This is a genomic window from Arcticibacter tournemirensis (genome assembly GCF_006716645.1).
GTDB classification, from domain to species: domain Bacteria; phylum Bacteroidota; class Bacteroidia; order Sphingobacteriales; family Sphingobacteriaceae; genus Arcticibacter; species Arcticibacter tournemirensis.
The window spans coordinates 273355-288303 of sequence record NZ_VFPL01000002.1; the positions used below are offsets into that span (position 1 = coordinate 273355).

General features: G+C 42.4%; 16 protein-coding genes and 3 tRNA genes. 10 read left to right on the forward strand and 9 right to left on the reverse strand.

The window, feature by feature from the left end; genetic code table 11:
- Positions 1-38 precede the first annotated feature (38 nt).
- Positions 39-881 carry an SDR family oxidoreductase gene (locus BDE36_RS22670; protein ID WP_141816808.1) on the reverse strand — a complete coding sequence of 281 codons (843 nt, stop codon included), beginning with the start codon at positions 879-881 and terminating at the stop codon, positions 39-41.
- A 262-nt stretch (positions 882-1143) separates the two neighbouring features.
- Positions 1144-2028 carry a MerR family transcriptional regulator gene (locus BDE36_RS22675; RefSeq protein WP_141816809.1) on the reverse strand — a complete coding sequence of 295 codons (885 nt, stop codon included), beginning with the start codon at positions 2026-2028 and terminating at the stop codon, positions 1144-1146.
- Positions 2029-2440: 412 nt separating this feature from the next.
- Between BDE36_RS22675 and BDE36_RS22680 the strand changes: the two genes are divergently transcribed.
- The 5 genes from BDE36_RS22680 to BDE36_RS22700 all read left to right on the forward strand — a co-directional run bounded on the left by BDE36_RS22680 (position 2441) and on the right by BDE36_RS22700 (position 6182).
- On the forward strand, positions 2441-3268 hold the full coding sequence (locus BDE36_RS22680) for a phytoene/squalene synthase family protein (RefSeq protein ID WP_141816810.1): 828 nt from the start codon (positions 2441-2443) through the stop codon (positions 3266-3268).
- A gap of 4 nt (positions 3269-3272) precedes the next feature.
- Entirely contained in the window at positions 3273-3824 is a 552-nt protein-coding gene (gene idi / locus BDE36_RS22685) for an isopentenyl-diphosphate Delta-isomerase (RefSeq protein WP_141816811.1), read from the forward strand.
- 125 nt (positions 3825-3949) lie between these two features.
- The gene (locus BDE36_RS22690) at positions 3950-4618 is read left to right on the forward strand and encodes a hypothetical protein (RefSeq protein ID WP_141816812.1); all 669 of its coding nucleotides are present in this window, start codon (positions 3950-3952) and stop codon (positions 4616-4618) included.
- A gap of 165 nt (positions 4619-4783) precedes the next feature.
- Complete coding sequence (locus BDE36_RS22695; protein WP_161987785.1) at positions 4784-5098, forward strand: DinB family protein; 315 nt, start codon at positions 4784-4786, stop codon at positions 5096-5098.
- Positions 5099-5318: 220 nt separating this feature from the next.
- The gene (locus BDE36_RS22700; protein WP_141816814.1) at positions 5319-6182 is read left to right on the forward strand and encodes an AraC family transcriptional regulator; all 864 of its coding nucleotides are present in this window, start codon (positions 5319-5321) and stop codon (positions 6180-6182) included.
- Positions 6183-6263: 81 nt separating this feature from the next.
- Here the strand turns inward: BDE36_RS22700 and BDE36_RS22705 are convergent.
- From BDE36_RS22705 to BDE36_RS22715, 3 genes are all read right to left on the reverse strand, one after another.
- A tRNA-Glu gene (locus BDE36_RS22705) sits at positions 6264-6335 on the reverse strand.
- Between the two features lie 298 nt (positions 6336-6633).
- On the reverse strand, positions 6634-7401 hold the full coding sequence (locus BDE36_RS22710) for an SDR family NAD(P)-dependent oxidoreductase (RefSeq protein WP_141816815.1): 768 nt from the start codon (positions 7399-7401) through the stop codon (positions 6634-6636).
- Between the two features lie 105 nt (positions 7402-7506).
- On the reverse strand, positions 7507-8445 hold the full coding sequence (locus BDE36_RS22715; RefSeq protein ID WP_141816816.1) for a helix-turn-helix domain-containing protein: 939 nt from the start codon (positions 8443-8445) through the stop codon (positions 7507-7509).
- Between the two features lie 147 nt (positions 8446-8592).
- On the opposite strand from BDE36_RS22715, the gene BDE36_RS22720 reads away from it, so the two are divergent.
- The 5 genes from BDE36_RS22720 (at position 8593) to BDE36_RS22735 (ending at position 13071) form a co-directional block, all read left to right on the forward strand.
- On the forward strand, positions 8593-9537 hold the full coding sequence (locus BDE36_RS22720; RefSeq protein WP_141816817.1) for a helix-turn-helix domain-containing protein: 945 nt from the start codon (positions 8593-8595) through the stop codon (positions 9535-9537).
- 86 nt (positions 9538-9623) lie between these two features.
- A complete protein-coding gene (locus tag BDE36_RS22725) occupies positions 9624-10463 on the forward strand; it encodes an SDR family oxidoreductase (RefSeq protein ID WP_141816818.1) in 840 nt (279 codons plus the stop codon).
- A gap of 642 nt (positions 10464-11105) precedes the next feature.
- On the forward strand, positions 11106-11723 hold the full coding sequence (locus BDE36_RS22730; RefSeq protein WP_161987787.1) for a putative glycolipid-binding domain-containing protein: 618 nt from the start codon (positions 11106-11108) through the stop codon (positions 11721-11723).
- A gap of 18 nt (positions 11724-11741) precedes the next feature.
- The gene (locus tag BDE36_RS24050; RefSeq protein WP_202616981.1) at positions 11742-12107 is read left to right on the forward strand and encodes an ISAon1 family transposase N-terminal region protein; all 366 of its coding nucleotides are present in this window, start codon (positions 11742-11744) and stop codon (positions 12105-12107) included.
- A 10-nt stretch (positions 12108-12117) separates the two neighbouring features.
- Entirely contained in the window at positions 12118-13071 is a 954-nt protein-coding gene (locus BDE36_RS22735) for an ISAon1 family transposase (RefSeq protein ID WP_211360934.1), read from the forward strand.
- Positions 13072-13127: 56 nt separating this feature from the next.
- On the opposite strand, the gene BDE36_RS22740 is transcribed toward BDE36_RS22735, so the two are convergent.
- The 4 genes from BDE36_RS22740 to BDE36_RS22755 all read right to left on the reverse strand — a co-directional run bounded on the left by BDE36_RS22740 (position 13128) and on the right by BDE36_RS22755 (position 14832).
- A complete protein-coding gene (locus BDE36_RS22740; RefSeq protein WP_244939602.1) occupies positions 13128-14111 on the reverse strand; it encodes an ISAon1 family transposase in 984 nt (327 codons plus the stop codon).
- Positions 14104-14382 (reverse strand): ISAon1 family transposase N-terminal region protein, encoded by a 279-nt coding sequence (locus BDE36_RS22745; RefSeq protein WP_244939601.1) that lies wholly within the window; start codon positions 14380-14382, stop codon positions 14104-14106. The genes BDE36_RS22740 and BDE36_RS22745 overlap by 8 nt, the downstream gene beginning before the upstream one ends.
- 261 nt (positions 14383-14643) lie before the next feature.
- Positions 14644-14715, reverse strand: a tRNA-Glu gene (locus tag BDE36_RS22750).
- Positions 14716-14759: 44 nt separating this feature from the next.
- Positions 14760-14832 (reverse strand) — tRNA-Met (locus tag BDE36_RS22755).
- Positions 14833-14949: the final 117 nt, after the last annotated feature.

Genomic DNA, 14949 nt, shown 5'->3' on the forward strand with positions numbered 1-14949 from the left:
ATTCTTGCATCCTGTATCTTGATACTTGATACTAACTCCTACACTCCGCTGAAGGCACTGAAGCCACCGTCAATCGGTATTACTACGCCAGTAACGAATGCCGAACCTTCTCCGCAAAGCCAGAGCACGGTGCCTGTCAGATCCTCTGGTGTGCCGAAACGACCCATTGGTGTATGCGACATAATCGTATTCCCACGATCAGTGAGACTACCATCGGGATTGGTAAGAAGGCTTCTGTTCTGGTCGGTAAGGAAGAATCCGGGGGCCAATGCATTTACGCGAATGCCTGCCTTAGAAAAATGAACGGCAAGCCATTGAGTAAAGTTAGATATTGCAGCTTTGGCTCCGCTATATGCCGGAATTTTTGTAAGCGGCCTAAAGGCATTCATCGAAGAAATATTGATTATAGTAGCTCCTTGTTTTCCTACCATATCTTTGGCGAATATCTGTGTGGGAAGAAGCGTTCCGATAAAATTCAGATCGAATACGAACTTGATGCCCTCCGGGTCGAGGTCGAAGAAAGTCTTCAATCCCTCTTCAGTTGAGTTGAGATCTTCCGGATACAGGTGATTCTTCGATGTGGTTCCTTTGGGATGATTCCCTCCGGCGCCGTTAATAAGTATATCACAGGTGCCCAATAGTTCGACAACTTTAGCATGTGCAGCCCTTAAGCTTTCAGCATCGAGGACGTTGCAGGCTACACCAACGGCCTGCCCTCCTGCACTGTTAATTTCTGACGCTACTCTTTCGGCTGTTTCGGCTTTCAAATCGAGAATAGCAATTTTTGCCCCCTGAGCTGATAATGCTTTTGCCATTGTACTGCAAAGCACACCGCCGCCGCCTGTTATGACTGCAACTTTTCCTGAAAATTCTGATGACATACGTTTAATCTATTTAAAACTGATGTTTGATCAGGTAAAATTGACAAAAAAAAGTGCGCCTCCCTATGTTTCAAAGGGAATTATTTACGGAAACGATTCCGGGAAAGGTATGTTTCTTTTTCTGCTTTTACATCACGATCTACTTCCAACGGCTTCTCCCCTGCGTCTTCATATTGCCCCCATTAAGTTTGATAAAGAAACTGTCTTAACAATCTTTTATCGCAAACTTTAAAGCACACAAGGTGGGGAACTAAGCAACTAATTAAAGCTGAATATTGAGGAACAAGAGAAGATCTTTAACCGTAAGAATTCTATTGTCATCCTTCTCCGATATTTCCTTTGGCACAGGGCCTGTTAAGAATATACTGTTATCAGGTAACAGACGCTGAAGTCGTTCATAGAAAGCTTGAAAATCGGTCGAATGGATTGAATTAGTCACCCCGGTAACTACATAATCGGGCCTGCAGATATCCATTACGGCTTCAAGACTTTCGAATGGAACAGCCTGACCGAGGTAGATGGTTTTGTAGCCGCGCGCCCTTAGTGCATAGTTATAAAAAAGCAGGCCGATTTCATGCAACTCATTCTCAGGTAAAAACAGCACTACCGTTTTTGTGTCTGATTGGCTGTCAATATCCAAAGCATCAGTTGCAGCTATTAGTTTTTGCCTGATCATATTTGAAAAGAAGTGCTCCTGTGCCGGATTAATAGACCCGGTTTGCCACATAATACCTATCCGCTCGAAGAAAGGAAAGATAAACTTAATAATAGCCTTTTCAAATCCCACTTTTATGACCATAGACATGAAGGCATGGGTGAATCTTGTCTCATTCATTTCAATCAAACTCATCAAAAGGCTCTCGTTCAATCCTTCTGTATTGTCCTTCAGCAGCATAACTGCAGAGATATGATTTAATATTTCAGAAGGAGACATTTTTGATATTGCCGAAATCTTATACCCATTCTTATTAAGAAGACTGATGTTAAGCAATTGCTTTAAGTCCTCATTGGTGTAATACCTTATATTAGTACTTGTTCTGCTAGGTCTAATTATCCCGTAACGCTTTTCCCATATCCGAATTGTATGTGCTTTAACTCCTGAGAGTTTTTCAAGATCTCTGATTGAGTAATTCTCTATAATTTTCATCTTATATTATGAGAGATAGCATCTCATCTCCAATTTGCCATCTTTGCCTTCTTTATTGCAAACCGCTAATCCTATCTATTCCTGTTTAACTATTGCACATTCAAATGTAAACAAATCCATTATATTCTTTTAATAAGTAGTCCAAACAACCCAACTATGGTGTAAATAAGCGGATGCGAGTTTAACAGCTTATGTATTTTGTTTAATGTTTTTATAAAAACCCTAAACAAAATACTATATTTGAATATTAGGATATAACGCACCTAAGAATGGAGTCTATAAGAATATAGTTTATAAGAAACAATAAAGGCCTGGAATGACAGACAATACATATTTAATGGCTATAAGCGGCCATGATAAGGATACAGCCAGAACTGCTTCTTTATAGTTATCAACTACAAATATTGACCAGATGAAAGCTCTTTTTGACGAGATCAGCGCTAGATGCAGCAAAATGACGACCAGGGCGTATAGTACCTCCTTTTCGCTTGGCATACGTTTTCTTTCCCGGGAGATTCATGATCCTATTTATGCGATCTATGGCTTTGTAAGATTTGCAGACGAAATTGTCGATTCCTTTCATGGCTATCCGAAAGAACAATTGCTAAAAGACTTCCGGGAGCAAACATATACAGCTATCGATCTCGGCATTAGTCTGAATCCCATTTTGAACAGTTTCCAGCAAACTGTGCATAAATATGGGATTGAAAGGGAATTGATCGATACTTTCCTTGACAGCATGGAAATGGATCTGCATCATAACTTCTATTCAAGGCATCTGTTCGAAAGATATATACTTGGCTCGGCGGAGGTGGTTGGACTGATGTGCCTGCGGGTTTTCTGTGATAAAAATGAAGCGTTGTATGAATCCCTGAAACATCCGGCAATGAAACTAGGCTCTGCATTTCAGAAAATTAATTTTCTGCGCGATATAAAGGCCGACAGCGAAGAACTTGGCAGGCTATACTTTCCGCAGGTGAATATTAAGAACTTTACTCACTGCGATAAAATAAAAATTGAAAATGAAATAGCCGGAGATTTCAGGGAGGCCCTTGAAGGGATAAAAAGGCTTCCCAAAAGCGCACGGAGAGGAGTATACCTTGCTTACGCCTACTACCTGGTACTGTTTAATAAAATAAAACGAGTGCCTCCGCAGAAGATCATGACAGAACGGATCAGGGTTGCTAACAGTCACAAACTGGGGATTATGCTTCAAACGATGGTGCTTCAAAGAATTTAATGTTATGACGGAAGCCCACAAGAACAGCAACGCTGATCAGGTTATCCTGGTAGATAGTTCAGACCAGCAGTTAGGTAAAATGGAGAAACTTGAGGCACACCGGCAAGGGAAGTTACACCGTGCATTTTCTGTATTTCTTTTGAACAATAACAATGAGATGCTTTTGCAGCAGCGTGCGCTGGGAAAGTATCACTCAGGAGGCCTGTGGACCAATGCCTGCTGTAGCCATCCCCGACCAGGCGAGTCAACTGACGATGCCGCCTTACGACGGCTGAGAGAAGAATTGGGGATATCCTGCCCATTGACAATGTCATTTTCCTTTCTATACCACGTGAGCCTGGATAAAGGAATGTTCGAGCATGAATACGACCATGTCTATACCGGCCGCTTCTCAGGAACGCCGGATGTAAATCCGGAAGAAGTTGCAGACTGGAAATTCACATCTTTAGAAACCATTGATGATGATCTTGAAATAAGACCCTATCTTTACACACACTGGTTCCACATTGCTTATAGAAGATTAAGAGAGCTGCCCGGCTTTACTAACAACCTATAAATTCAGCAAAGCGGAACCTTCAGATAAAGAAGTCCCACGTATAACATGGCACACCTTACCTGATTCGAGGGATACAAAACTTATAGGATCAAATACCGTTTAGTACATGAAGTGATTTTATTCAGATGAAACCCTACATATATTTAACACTGTGCTTAATTTTCTTTTCCTGCGGACAAACGCGCAATAGTGAAGACAAGGCGGCTCTCGACACTGATTCAATGACGGTTAAAACTGATTCAGTTCCAGCAAACTCGAATTCCGGGACAGTTAACTCTAATCCATTGTCGGTGGAAGAGATCAAACAGAGGTATGCTATTATAAACGACAAGCTACAGCACGGGCTATTGGATTCTATATCTTTTAAGTATGACTGCAATCAGGAAAGAAACGGAACCATTACCTACTTTTCTGACAAAGGGCAACTAGCTATGATAAAGCATAGCTACAATGAATACAGCCATTTCTCTGCTGTTGACCTGTATTTCTTAAGTAACAGCACCCTGTTCTTTGCTCACTTTAAAGGAGTAAGCTGGAGCTTTGAATCAGGACAGGCAGCCGAAGGTGCAACTAAAGATGATATCACAGAACAGCGGTTGTACATAGTCAAAGAAAAACCGCTCCTTTGTCTGGAGAAAAAATATATAAAGAGGTCGAATTCCTCCAACAATCCAAGGCCAGAAGAGGTGCAGAGCAAAGAAGTGAAATGTAAATCTATTGAGCCGGTACTAAAAGACTTCCGCAAACTAATAGATTTTAAGGGCAGCACTCAACATGATTGTTTGGAAAAATAGCGTTCCTGAAATTTTACAGAATGGTTTCTTTTCCAAAGAAATAAGACCCGCTGCGCTTATCGCAAAGCCTGTTTCTCCGGCTCTTTGGGTCCCGCTACTGCACAGCCCACCGACAGTCTGCAAGCACAATTGGCCCAAAAATGGGCAAACAGTAAGACTTATACTTTGAAACTGGCAGATCTGATGCCCGAAGACAAATATGATTTCAGGCCATCGCCAGAAGAAATGACGTTCCGGGAACAGCTGCTTCACATCGCCGATAATATGACCTGGCTTTCGTCAGCTTATCTTTTTGTTGAGGCGCCCGCAAAGCGGACATTAGGGGTGAAGTTGTCGAAGGCCGACATGTCGAAAACACTCGGGGAGGCCTATGATCTGGGACTAAAAGCACATGCGAACGTTACAGATGACCAACTGGATGAGCAGGTCAAGTTATGTTGGCTGGTAAATAATTGTACCAAGGTGCTTATCTCCATATAAATAAATACCTCGCCAAATGGCTGTAGTACTATGATCTCTGCCAGCCTGTTCAAGCACATTTTCTCATTTACAACTCGTGCGGCTGCCTCAATGGCAGCAGATTTTCTTTCATACGTCATTTGAGAAGCGTTTTGACTGATTCTGAAATTCGATATTTGTTCTATCGAAAAGTCGAGCACTTGTTGCAACGCACAAGTAACTTTGAGGTATAAAAAAAACAATGTTAAAAGAACTTAACCGGGTGATTGAATATATTGAAGATCACATAACAGATGATATTTCACTCGAAATGATCGCCGATTACGCAGGTGTATCAGACTATCATTTTCGAACAGTCTTTTTTCACCTTTCAGGATTGACACTTAGTGAATACATTAAGAACAGAAAGCTATCGGAAGCAAACAAAGACTTGTTGAACGGCGAAAGAGTAACGGATGTTGCCTTTAAATATAGCTACCAATCTATGGACGGATTCACAAGAGCATTCAAAAAGTGGAGTGGCTGCTTACCGTCAGAGGTGTCTAAAAACAATATTGGCAGATCGTTCCCAAAATTATCATTCGTCATCACAATAAAAGGAGGAAAAACAATGGAATTTAGAATTGAAGAAAAACCAGCGTTCAATTTTGTAGGCGTAAGTAAACGTGTCCCCATGCAATTTGAGGGGATTAATAACGAAATATTGAAACTGGCCCAAAGTATAACAGAAAAACAGAGAATGGAAATGCGCGCCATTCAAAACCTGGCACCTCTCGAAATAGTAAATGTTTCGTATAATGCCGATCATCAATTTTTAAAAGAAGAAGGAGAGCTAACACATCTAATCGGTGTATTGACTACCATAGAGGAAACAAGCAGCCAATTAGAAAAGGTGCCGGTGGGAGCTCATTCCTGGGTAGTATTTCCAAATAAAGGGCCGTTCCCTTCAATATTACAGGAAACTATGGCCAAAGCCTACGCAGAGTGGCTTCCAGCATCCGATTTCGAATTGATAAATGCGCCAACTTTTTCATTTACGAAAACCGACTCGAATAATAAGGATTGTGCCTATAGTGAGGTCTGGATTGCTGTCCGCAGAAAATAACTGCCCTGTATTAACAAAGGCCATGTCGTACTAACATGGCCTTTGCTATAGTTTCATAAAATCTGAACCCTTTCCATCAAGTAGCCCGTAGGGGAATCGAACCCCTGTTTCAAGAATGAAAATCTTGCGTCCTAACCCCTAGACGAACGGGCCTCTTAAATTCTACGAACCGAAAGATATTCCGGTAAAACCGCGTGCAAAAATAGATTAATTATTTTTATTAGCAAATGGTATTTGACTTCTCTTTATATGAGAAGAGTGGATCACTTTGGCTGATCCACTCTCTCTCAAAACCCTTTAGCTTAGTAACCTATTTCCTTACTATTGTCATAGATTAGCCTCGACCTGCACAGTCGCCTCGTTTTAATTTTACGATTAAATATATCGGACCGATGTGGTAAAATAAAACGTGTGACACTTCACCGCTATGAAATACATAAGGTACTTTTCTCTAAAGGCTCACACCGCCCGATACTTCAATTCGCTGCCCGTTTATCCAACGCGCCTCTTCTGTACATAAAAATGCCACTACACCGCCGATGTCCTCCGGCAGCCCAACGCGGCCCAAAGCAGTTAAACCTGCTATCTGGTCGTTTACATCTTTGTTATCTCGCACGTGGCCATTACCAAAATCAGTTTCAATAGCGCCAGGTGCTACCACATTTGCAGCAATGCCCCGTGAACCCAATTCTTTTGCAAGGTACCGTGTAAGCACTTCTATCGCGCCTTTCATAGAGCCATAGGCCGAAGAACCCGGGTAAGAAAAACGCGCCAGTCCTGATGAAATATTGATGATACGCCCACCGTCATTTATAAAAGGTAGTGCTTTTTGGGTAAGGAAAAATACTCCTTTGTAATGAATATTCATAATCCCATCAAATTGTTCTTCGGTAGTTTCTGCAAACTGTGCATAAAGTGCAGTCCCTGCGTTGTTAATAAGAAAATCAAAATTCGGACTACCAGTGTGCTCCTCAAGATGTTCTGTTACCTGACGAAAGAACTCGGCAAACGCCTTTACATTGCCTGTATCCAACTGAAAAGCAATGGCTTTCTGGCCAAGTGACTGAATTTCTGCCACGGCCTCATCAGCTTTCTGCTTATTGCTGTTATAGGTGAGTATGATATCAACTCCTTTTTTCGCAAGGCTGATTGCCATATTTTTTCCCAAGCCTCGACTTCCGCCCGTTACTAAAGCGATCTTACTTTTTGTAGTTTCCATAGTTTGTTTCGTTTGTTATTTATTTGATAAACAAATGTCAGTCAAAAAGCAGAGCTCCGGTTTGCGAACATCAATCCAATTTTTACTAAAATCAAATATTGACGTTTAAGAACGAAACGAGAGCGGGGTAACGGCAGTTTGTTTTTTAAAAAAATTAGAAAAGTGTGCTACTTCCTCAAATCCCAGGCTGTAAGCAATTTCAGAAACATTCCAATCCGTTTGCTTCAACAGGATTTTGGCTTCCTGGAGCATCCGGCTACTTATAATCTCGGTGGTGGTTCTGCCTGTATTTTCCTTTAATACTTTATTAAGATGATTGACATGAATAGAAAGTCTTTCAGCATATTCTTTGGCAGACCGTAACCGGAGTTTTTGGTTGGGCGATTCAACAGGGAACTGCCGTTCCAACAGCTCAATGAAAAGGGAGATGATCCGCGCCGAAGCATTTTGGTCTGCATGTAAAGCTGTAGCCGGTTGTAGCTTCTGTCCATAATGAATGACCTCTAACACATAGTTTCGAAGCAGATCATATTTAAACTCATAGTCAGAAGCTATCTCTTTTTTCATTTTCCTGAATATCAGTCCTATTTCCTCTGCTTCTTCATCGGTAATCTCGAAGACAGGATAACCTCCTGGTTTAAAAATCGGAAGTTCATCCAGAACTATACCACTTTTGTTTTTTATTAGAAACTCGTCTGTAAATACACAAAAAGAACCTGATTGATTTTCGTCTTGAGGCACCCAGTGATAAGGAACTTTAGGAGTAGCAAATAGCAGGGCATTCCTCTTAACATCAATAACTTTATCAGCATATTCAGCTTTGTTTCTCCCTCTGATCAGGCTAATTTTATAATAGGCCCGCCGATTGTAAGGCATTGCCTGTTTCCTTTTTACCTCCTTTAGTGTTTCATAAATATCAAATACGTTAAAATGCCCTATCTCTTTATTGATACCTGGAGGTAAAAGTGTAATAATATCCTTACCAGTAAAAGCCGCAGCTTCTTTGTAAAACTCTTCTAGCGATATATTCCTGATATTCTTCAATGGACTGATTTGCAAAATTCAAAGATAGCAAATTAGAACTAGCATAGAACTGTACGGAGTATTGGAGAAAGGATTTAGCCAAAAGGACTTCTCTAGCTATAAATTTGCTATTTTTAAATCCAACAAGGCTATCTTTTATAACTACGTATGGAGAATTCAACGATCCCCCGACTGGAACTGGAGACTTTTGCACGGGAGGGCTATAAAGTTCCGATTCTGAATATAGAATATCACCCGCTCAATTCCAGATATTTTGTTATTGAGAACCGTAACAACTTTCCGATAAGAGATTATATATCACCGCAGCGCAGAAAGTTTTATAAGGTTTTCCATATGACATCTGGCACAGGCGTACTTATCGTAGGATTACACCGGTATGAAATGGGCCCGAATGAAATTGCGTTTATTCATCCGGATGAGATCATGTCGTGGCAAACAACATCCGGAGAAACGGGCGGTCATTTTTGCCTGGTCCATCCTGAATACTTCGGTCCCGACGCAGATCACGTGCTAAATTTGTTCCGTCAATATCCGTATTTTGCGCCAGACAGAGCCGTTATCCGGCTTACAGATGAACAGTCTGCCACCATCAACGGATATTTTGAAGCGATGCTAAGCGAAGACCGCGGCGCGAATGATGATAAAAAGCAAGCTATTTTACTTCAGCTCCAGATGCTCTTGCTGGAAAGCCAACGCGCAGGAAGAAATCTCGCAAAAACGACTATTTCCGAAGAGTACGGATATATCTATCGCTTCTTATCTCTGCTTGAATCTGCATTTCAGGTTCAAAAACGTGACACATACGCTAAATTAAAAACAGCAGCGGAATTTGCGAACGAGCTGCACGTTCATCCAAACTACCTCAACGCTTTAGTGAGGACCCAAACGGGTAAGACCTTAAGGGAACATATACAGGACCGCCTGCTCTATGAGGCTAAGTCGCTGCTGGTGCAAACGGATTGGGGAATCAATGAAATCAGTGACGGGTTGGGATTCTCAGGACAAGCAGCGTTCACCTCATTTTTCAGAAAGAAGACAAATACCTCACCGTCTGCTTACCGGAAAAACGCGATGATACCTGTAAATATTTGAAACTCGAAAATTCTTCTTTGTTTTGAATAAACACCATTGTGCGAGCTATGATCAAATTTGTATCACACAAACAAATGATCATAGACATGAAAACACAAAAAGTATGGTTCGTTACAGGAGCCTCAAAAGGTTTAGGTTTAGCACTGGTAAAACGATTGCTGAGTGAAGGGTATAAGGTAGCGGCAACATCCAGAAATGCAGATGCGTTACGAAAAGAAACGGGCGTTGAAAGTAGCGACTTTCTTCCCCTCGAAGTAAATCTAACCAATGACCGAAGTGTTAGAGAAGCCGTTTCGGAGATTATTGCCAAACTGGGCGCTATAGATGTAGTAGTAAACAACGCAGGTTACGGCCAGTTAGGCACCCTCGAGGAACTAACGGATGAGGAGGCACGCAAAAATTTCGATGTCAATGTATTTGGATCATTAAACGTGATCCGCAACGTTATGCCGCATTTTCGCGAAAAAAGATCGGGTGCGTTTTTTAACATTTCATCTATTGCAGGTTTTCTTGGAACGTTCCCTGGTTGGGGCATCTACAACGCCACTAAGTTTGCCGTGGCGGGCTTTACCGAAGCACTTTCAGCAGAAACCCAGTCGCTGGGCGTAACCGCCACCATCGTGTATCCGGGATACTTCAAAACCAACTTCTTACTGCAGGGTTCACTCCACACAGCAGCGAACCCTATCGAAGAATATAAGGAGGCCCGCGATTTAGAGGTGATACATAGCGATCAGATCATTGGCAACCAACCGGGTGATCCTGAAAAAGCCGCCGCTGCATTTATCAAGGTGGCTGAAATGGAAAAACGCCCTCTGCATCTTTTCCTCGGTTCTGACTCACTGGGCATGGCCCACACTAAGATAGAAGCTGTTGAGAATGATCTGACCACGTTTGAGAACATTGGCAAGTCAACTGATTTTTAGTCAGATCTCTTTACCTCTGTTCAATCCTGCCGTTAGGATCAATCCGATAAACGTTAATAATGTACTAAAAGAAGGGGGGCCTCAGGGAGGCAAATATGAGTACACCGCCTGACAAAGCTCTGATAAACCCCTTACCAGTGCCTCATCATGTCAGCATCTCGTCAGTATCTCCTCAGCATCATGTCAGACTAAAGTCTGACGAGAGTCTGACATGATGCTGAGGAGATACTGACGAGATGCTGACGAGATCAGGTTCTGGTCAGGGATTGGTCAGACATTCTATAGGTTTTTTATAAACTTTCACCCCTCTTTTATTGGTACAAAAATGCCGTTTGTTGAAAATCACGAATTCATTGCTGCTGGTGATTACCCTAAATCATGTATATTTTATTTCCTCAAATTATTTTGGGCGTGAGTTAAGAAAGACTTAAAACCTATTTCACCAAATTCTCCAGTGCCCGAGTTTCATTTCAGCTCCGCGACAAAGATACCGGCGCCCGCCAATTGCCTTATTGCAATTTACGGCTGGTGTGGTTATGCCATTTCAGTACTTTCTTTTACATTAGTGCTGGCTTCACACCTATGTACAAGTTAATGCTGTAACAACTGCAAGCCCTAACCCTCGGTAATTATAAAATGACTATGCAGACTAATATACTTTGGACCGGACGGGAATATTACTCGTTAGAAAACTGTTTGATAGAAACGAAGGCAACAGGCTCAATCATTACTTCCTCAATAATTGGGTGTTATGACGAAAGTATTTACAAAGTAGCTTATCGAATAGAAACAAACCAAAACTGGGAAACTGTATTGTTAGACCTTACTTGTCAGCATAATAGCAAGACTCAAATAATTAAACTGGAAGGCGATGGCAAGGGTAATTGGATGAATAATAGTAAAAAAGCTAACCAGTTCAAAGGATGTATTGACGTGGATATCTCCTTAACGCCTTTCAGTAACACACTTCCCATACGCAGACTTAAACTAAAGCTCAACCAGACCCGGGAAATCATGGTGCTTTATTGCGACCTTTTGGGTGGACAAATAAAGCCCGTAGGCCAGAGATATACCTGCTTATCTAATTCTGAATATCATTATGAAAATATTCCGAATGATTTTGAAGCGACAATTCAAGTTGATGAATCAGGATTAGTGGTGGATTATCCGTCATTGTTTGTCAGAACTAAGGTATTGAAAACCAACTATCGCGGAACAGGGACAAAAGTTGTGGAGAGAAGAGTAAAAGTAAGATATTAGCGGGCATAAAATCCATAAATGCACGAGTCGTTTAAAGCCCTACTTCCCTTGATTATTCCTGAAGGAGTATCCGATTATTTCCAATTGACAGATCACAAAAAAGACACTAGCGGGATTCATATTTACCTGGAAGAGATCAACTCCACTCCGGTGGAATACAAGACCAGTAAGTTGCTCTCAAAGGGCTTCTTTGATGAAGTCATTCTGCAGGACTTTCCTATACGGGGACAAGAAGTGTATTTGCATGTTAAGCGACGCAGATGGTGGAATCTGGATACAGGAAAGGTCGTTCACCGGGATTGGCGTGTTGTGGCAACAGGAACGCGGATCACCAGTGATTTCGCGGCTTTTTTAAAAGCAATCAGCCGATACCCAGCCGCATAGTCTACAGACGATGGCCTCCTTTTACGGGATCAAAGGGAAGAAGCTGCAGCGCTATTATCGCGATCAACTCAGTGAATACAAGAATTGGGAGCACTGTACCGATGCCCGTAAAGGCCTGATCTTCCCACAGAACATCGGTCCTTATCTCTCTATAGATGAGACCAGTCTTTCCCAGGGTGAGCTCTATACGGTGGTCACCAATAAAGAAGCCAGAGGCAAAAAGGGCACTCTGGTTGCCATTATGGAAGGTACCCGTTCAGAGAACATCATTCCACTGCTTCAAAAGATCCCCCAAAGACTGCGAAATAAGGTCAGAGAGATCACCCTGGATCTGGCGGGCAACATGAGTCTGATCGCTAAAAAGTGCTTCCCTTTGGCCTCTCAGGTCATTGATCGCTTTCATGTGCAGCAGTTAGCCACAGAAGCGCTGCAGGAAATACGGATCAAATACCGCTGGGAAGCCATTGATGCAGAGAATCAGGCTCTGGAAGAAGCCAAAGCAAGTAAAACAAACTATTCACCTGAAGTATTATCCAATGGAGATACCTTAAAGCAGTTACTGGCCAGAAGCCGCTATCTGCTCTACAAGGACCAGCAAAACTGGAGTGCTGAACAGGCAGAGCGGGCTTCCCTGCTCTTTGAGCGATATCCTTCCCTGGAGAAAGCCTATCAGCTAACCCGGGGCTTATCCTGGATATTCAGCAATACCAAAGATAAGCTCTACGCCTTTGCAAGACTGGCCCGATGGAATGAGAAGGTGGAGCAATCCGGCTTTAAATCTTTTAATGCCATTGCCAGAACCATCACGCTCCACCACAACAATATCCTGAACTACTTTGATAACCGAAGTACAAACGCTTCGGCCGAATCGTTCAACGCCAAAATTAAAGCTTTCAGAGCCCAATACAGAGGCGTAGGAAATGTAAACTTTTTCCTCTTCAGACTCATGAAATTATTTGCTTAGTCCACAGGTTTTGGAACAGATCCGGATCAAGCGGAATTCCTGGGGGGAAGGCTTTATTAAGCATAAATATTAGCAAGACGGAATAAGAAGAAAGCAGTATCTCTAACACCTCTGGAGGTAGCTCTGAAAGCCTTGATCTTGGCATTGAAAGATTCAGCAGCGGCGTTGGTACTTCTGTTGTCAAAGAAGTTCAGGATATATTCGTAATGGCTTTGTACCGATCTGGCTACTGTGCTGAAAGAATCAATAGCAGAAGTTTCCACATCATTATACCACATGGCCAGTCTTTTAAAAGCCTGTGTCTTGCTCTTACAGATGGTAAAGATGTTACTTAACCTGAGGGCTAACTGATAGGCTTTATGTAACAGGGGATAGCGGGGAAATAGGATGTCTGCACGTTCTTTTTGTGATGGAGTCCATTTGCTTTCGTGTTTAAAGAGCAGATATCTGCTTCGGGCCAGGAGCTGCTTGAGGGTATCGCCATTAGGAAGCACCTCAGGCTGATAGCTTTGTTTGGTTTTCCTGGCCTGGGCAATCCGTCCGTTCTCCTCTTCCAAAGCTTCCCACCGGTATCTGATCCTGAGCTCCTGAACAGCATCGCTGGCAAGCTTTTGTACATGGAACCGGTCAATGACCCGGCGGGCAGATGGAAAGCATCTTCGGATAGCTTTGGCCATATTTGCAGCCATATCCAGGGTTACTTCTTTTACTTTTTTTCTCAGGCGGAATGATATACGCTCTAAAACTGCAATGATCTGATCGGCCTGAGTGCCTTTCAGCATGGCTACAATGCTCCCTTTTCTCCCTCTTGCAGCCTTATTAGTGATTATAGTATACAATTCTCCGCCAGAGAGGGCCGTTTCATCTATACTGAGGTATTCTCCCATGTTGGCCGGGAATATCATCCATTCGGCAGCATGATCTTTCTGTTCCCACTGATGGAATGTACTGATATGATCTTTATATTGTTCCTGTAACTGTTTACCGTCAATCCTAAAATAGTGTCCCAGTTGATGACAGCTTACCGGATAATTATCCAAATATTCCTTTTAAAAAAGCGGCGAATTCTGTGGTCATCCGCGCTCCTTTCTGTACTAAATCCCAGTCTCTGGTTACTATAGTCCCTTTATCTGCTACTTCCCATCTGCGCCGTTTTATACACAAGTTTACCTTCTGGCCCCGGATAGGAAAGTCCTGAATGGTGATTTCGGGCATGAACCCCTTGGATTCCAGCTTTTGGTTGTGATATTCCTGGGGAAGGATATTCTTCTCTTCAAGATATATATGCAGGCCTGCTGCACTTTGAAGCACCTGTGTTAATTCAAAAAATTCTAAGATGCCTTTCGGTAATAATATGCTCGCTAACTGTAGGTATGGATCTTGCAAGGGTTACTCTTTTTACGTGTTATTAACTCTCCGCAAAAAAACAACTTTTCATTGTATCCCCCAAGTATTCCGCTTGATCCACAGATCCACTATCGCTAATTCTGGATCCGCGCAATACCTGACGTTGACTAAAAACCGACGTAAAACAAAAGAGGGAAGGACTCAATTGAATCTTTCCCTCTTTAGTAGCCCGTAGGGGAATCGAACCCCTGTTTCAAGAATGAAAATCTTGCGTCCTAACCCCTAGACGAACGGGCCAATATTTCCTTTTTACCGAGTCATCTCGCACGACTCTTTTTCGGTAGCGGGGGCCAGACTCGAACTGACGACCTTCGGGTTATGAGCCCGACGAGCTACCAACTGCTCCACCCCGCACTATTTTTTCCTTTCCAAATTTCCCTGATTTGACCTCCTGTGAGGCTTTTTCAGCAACCCCTCATAACTTAGGGTACCGTTTGAATTGGACTGCAAAGATAAATTTCGTTTCTTTGC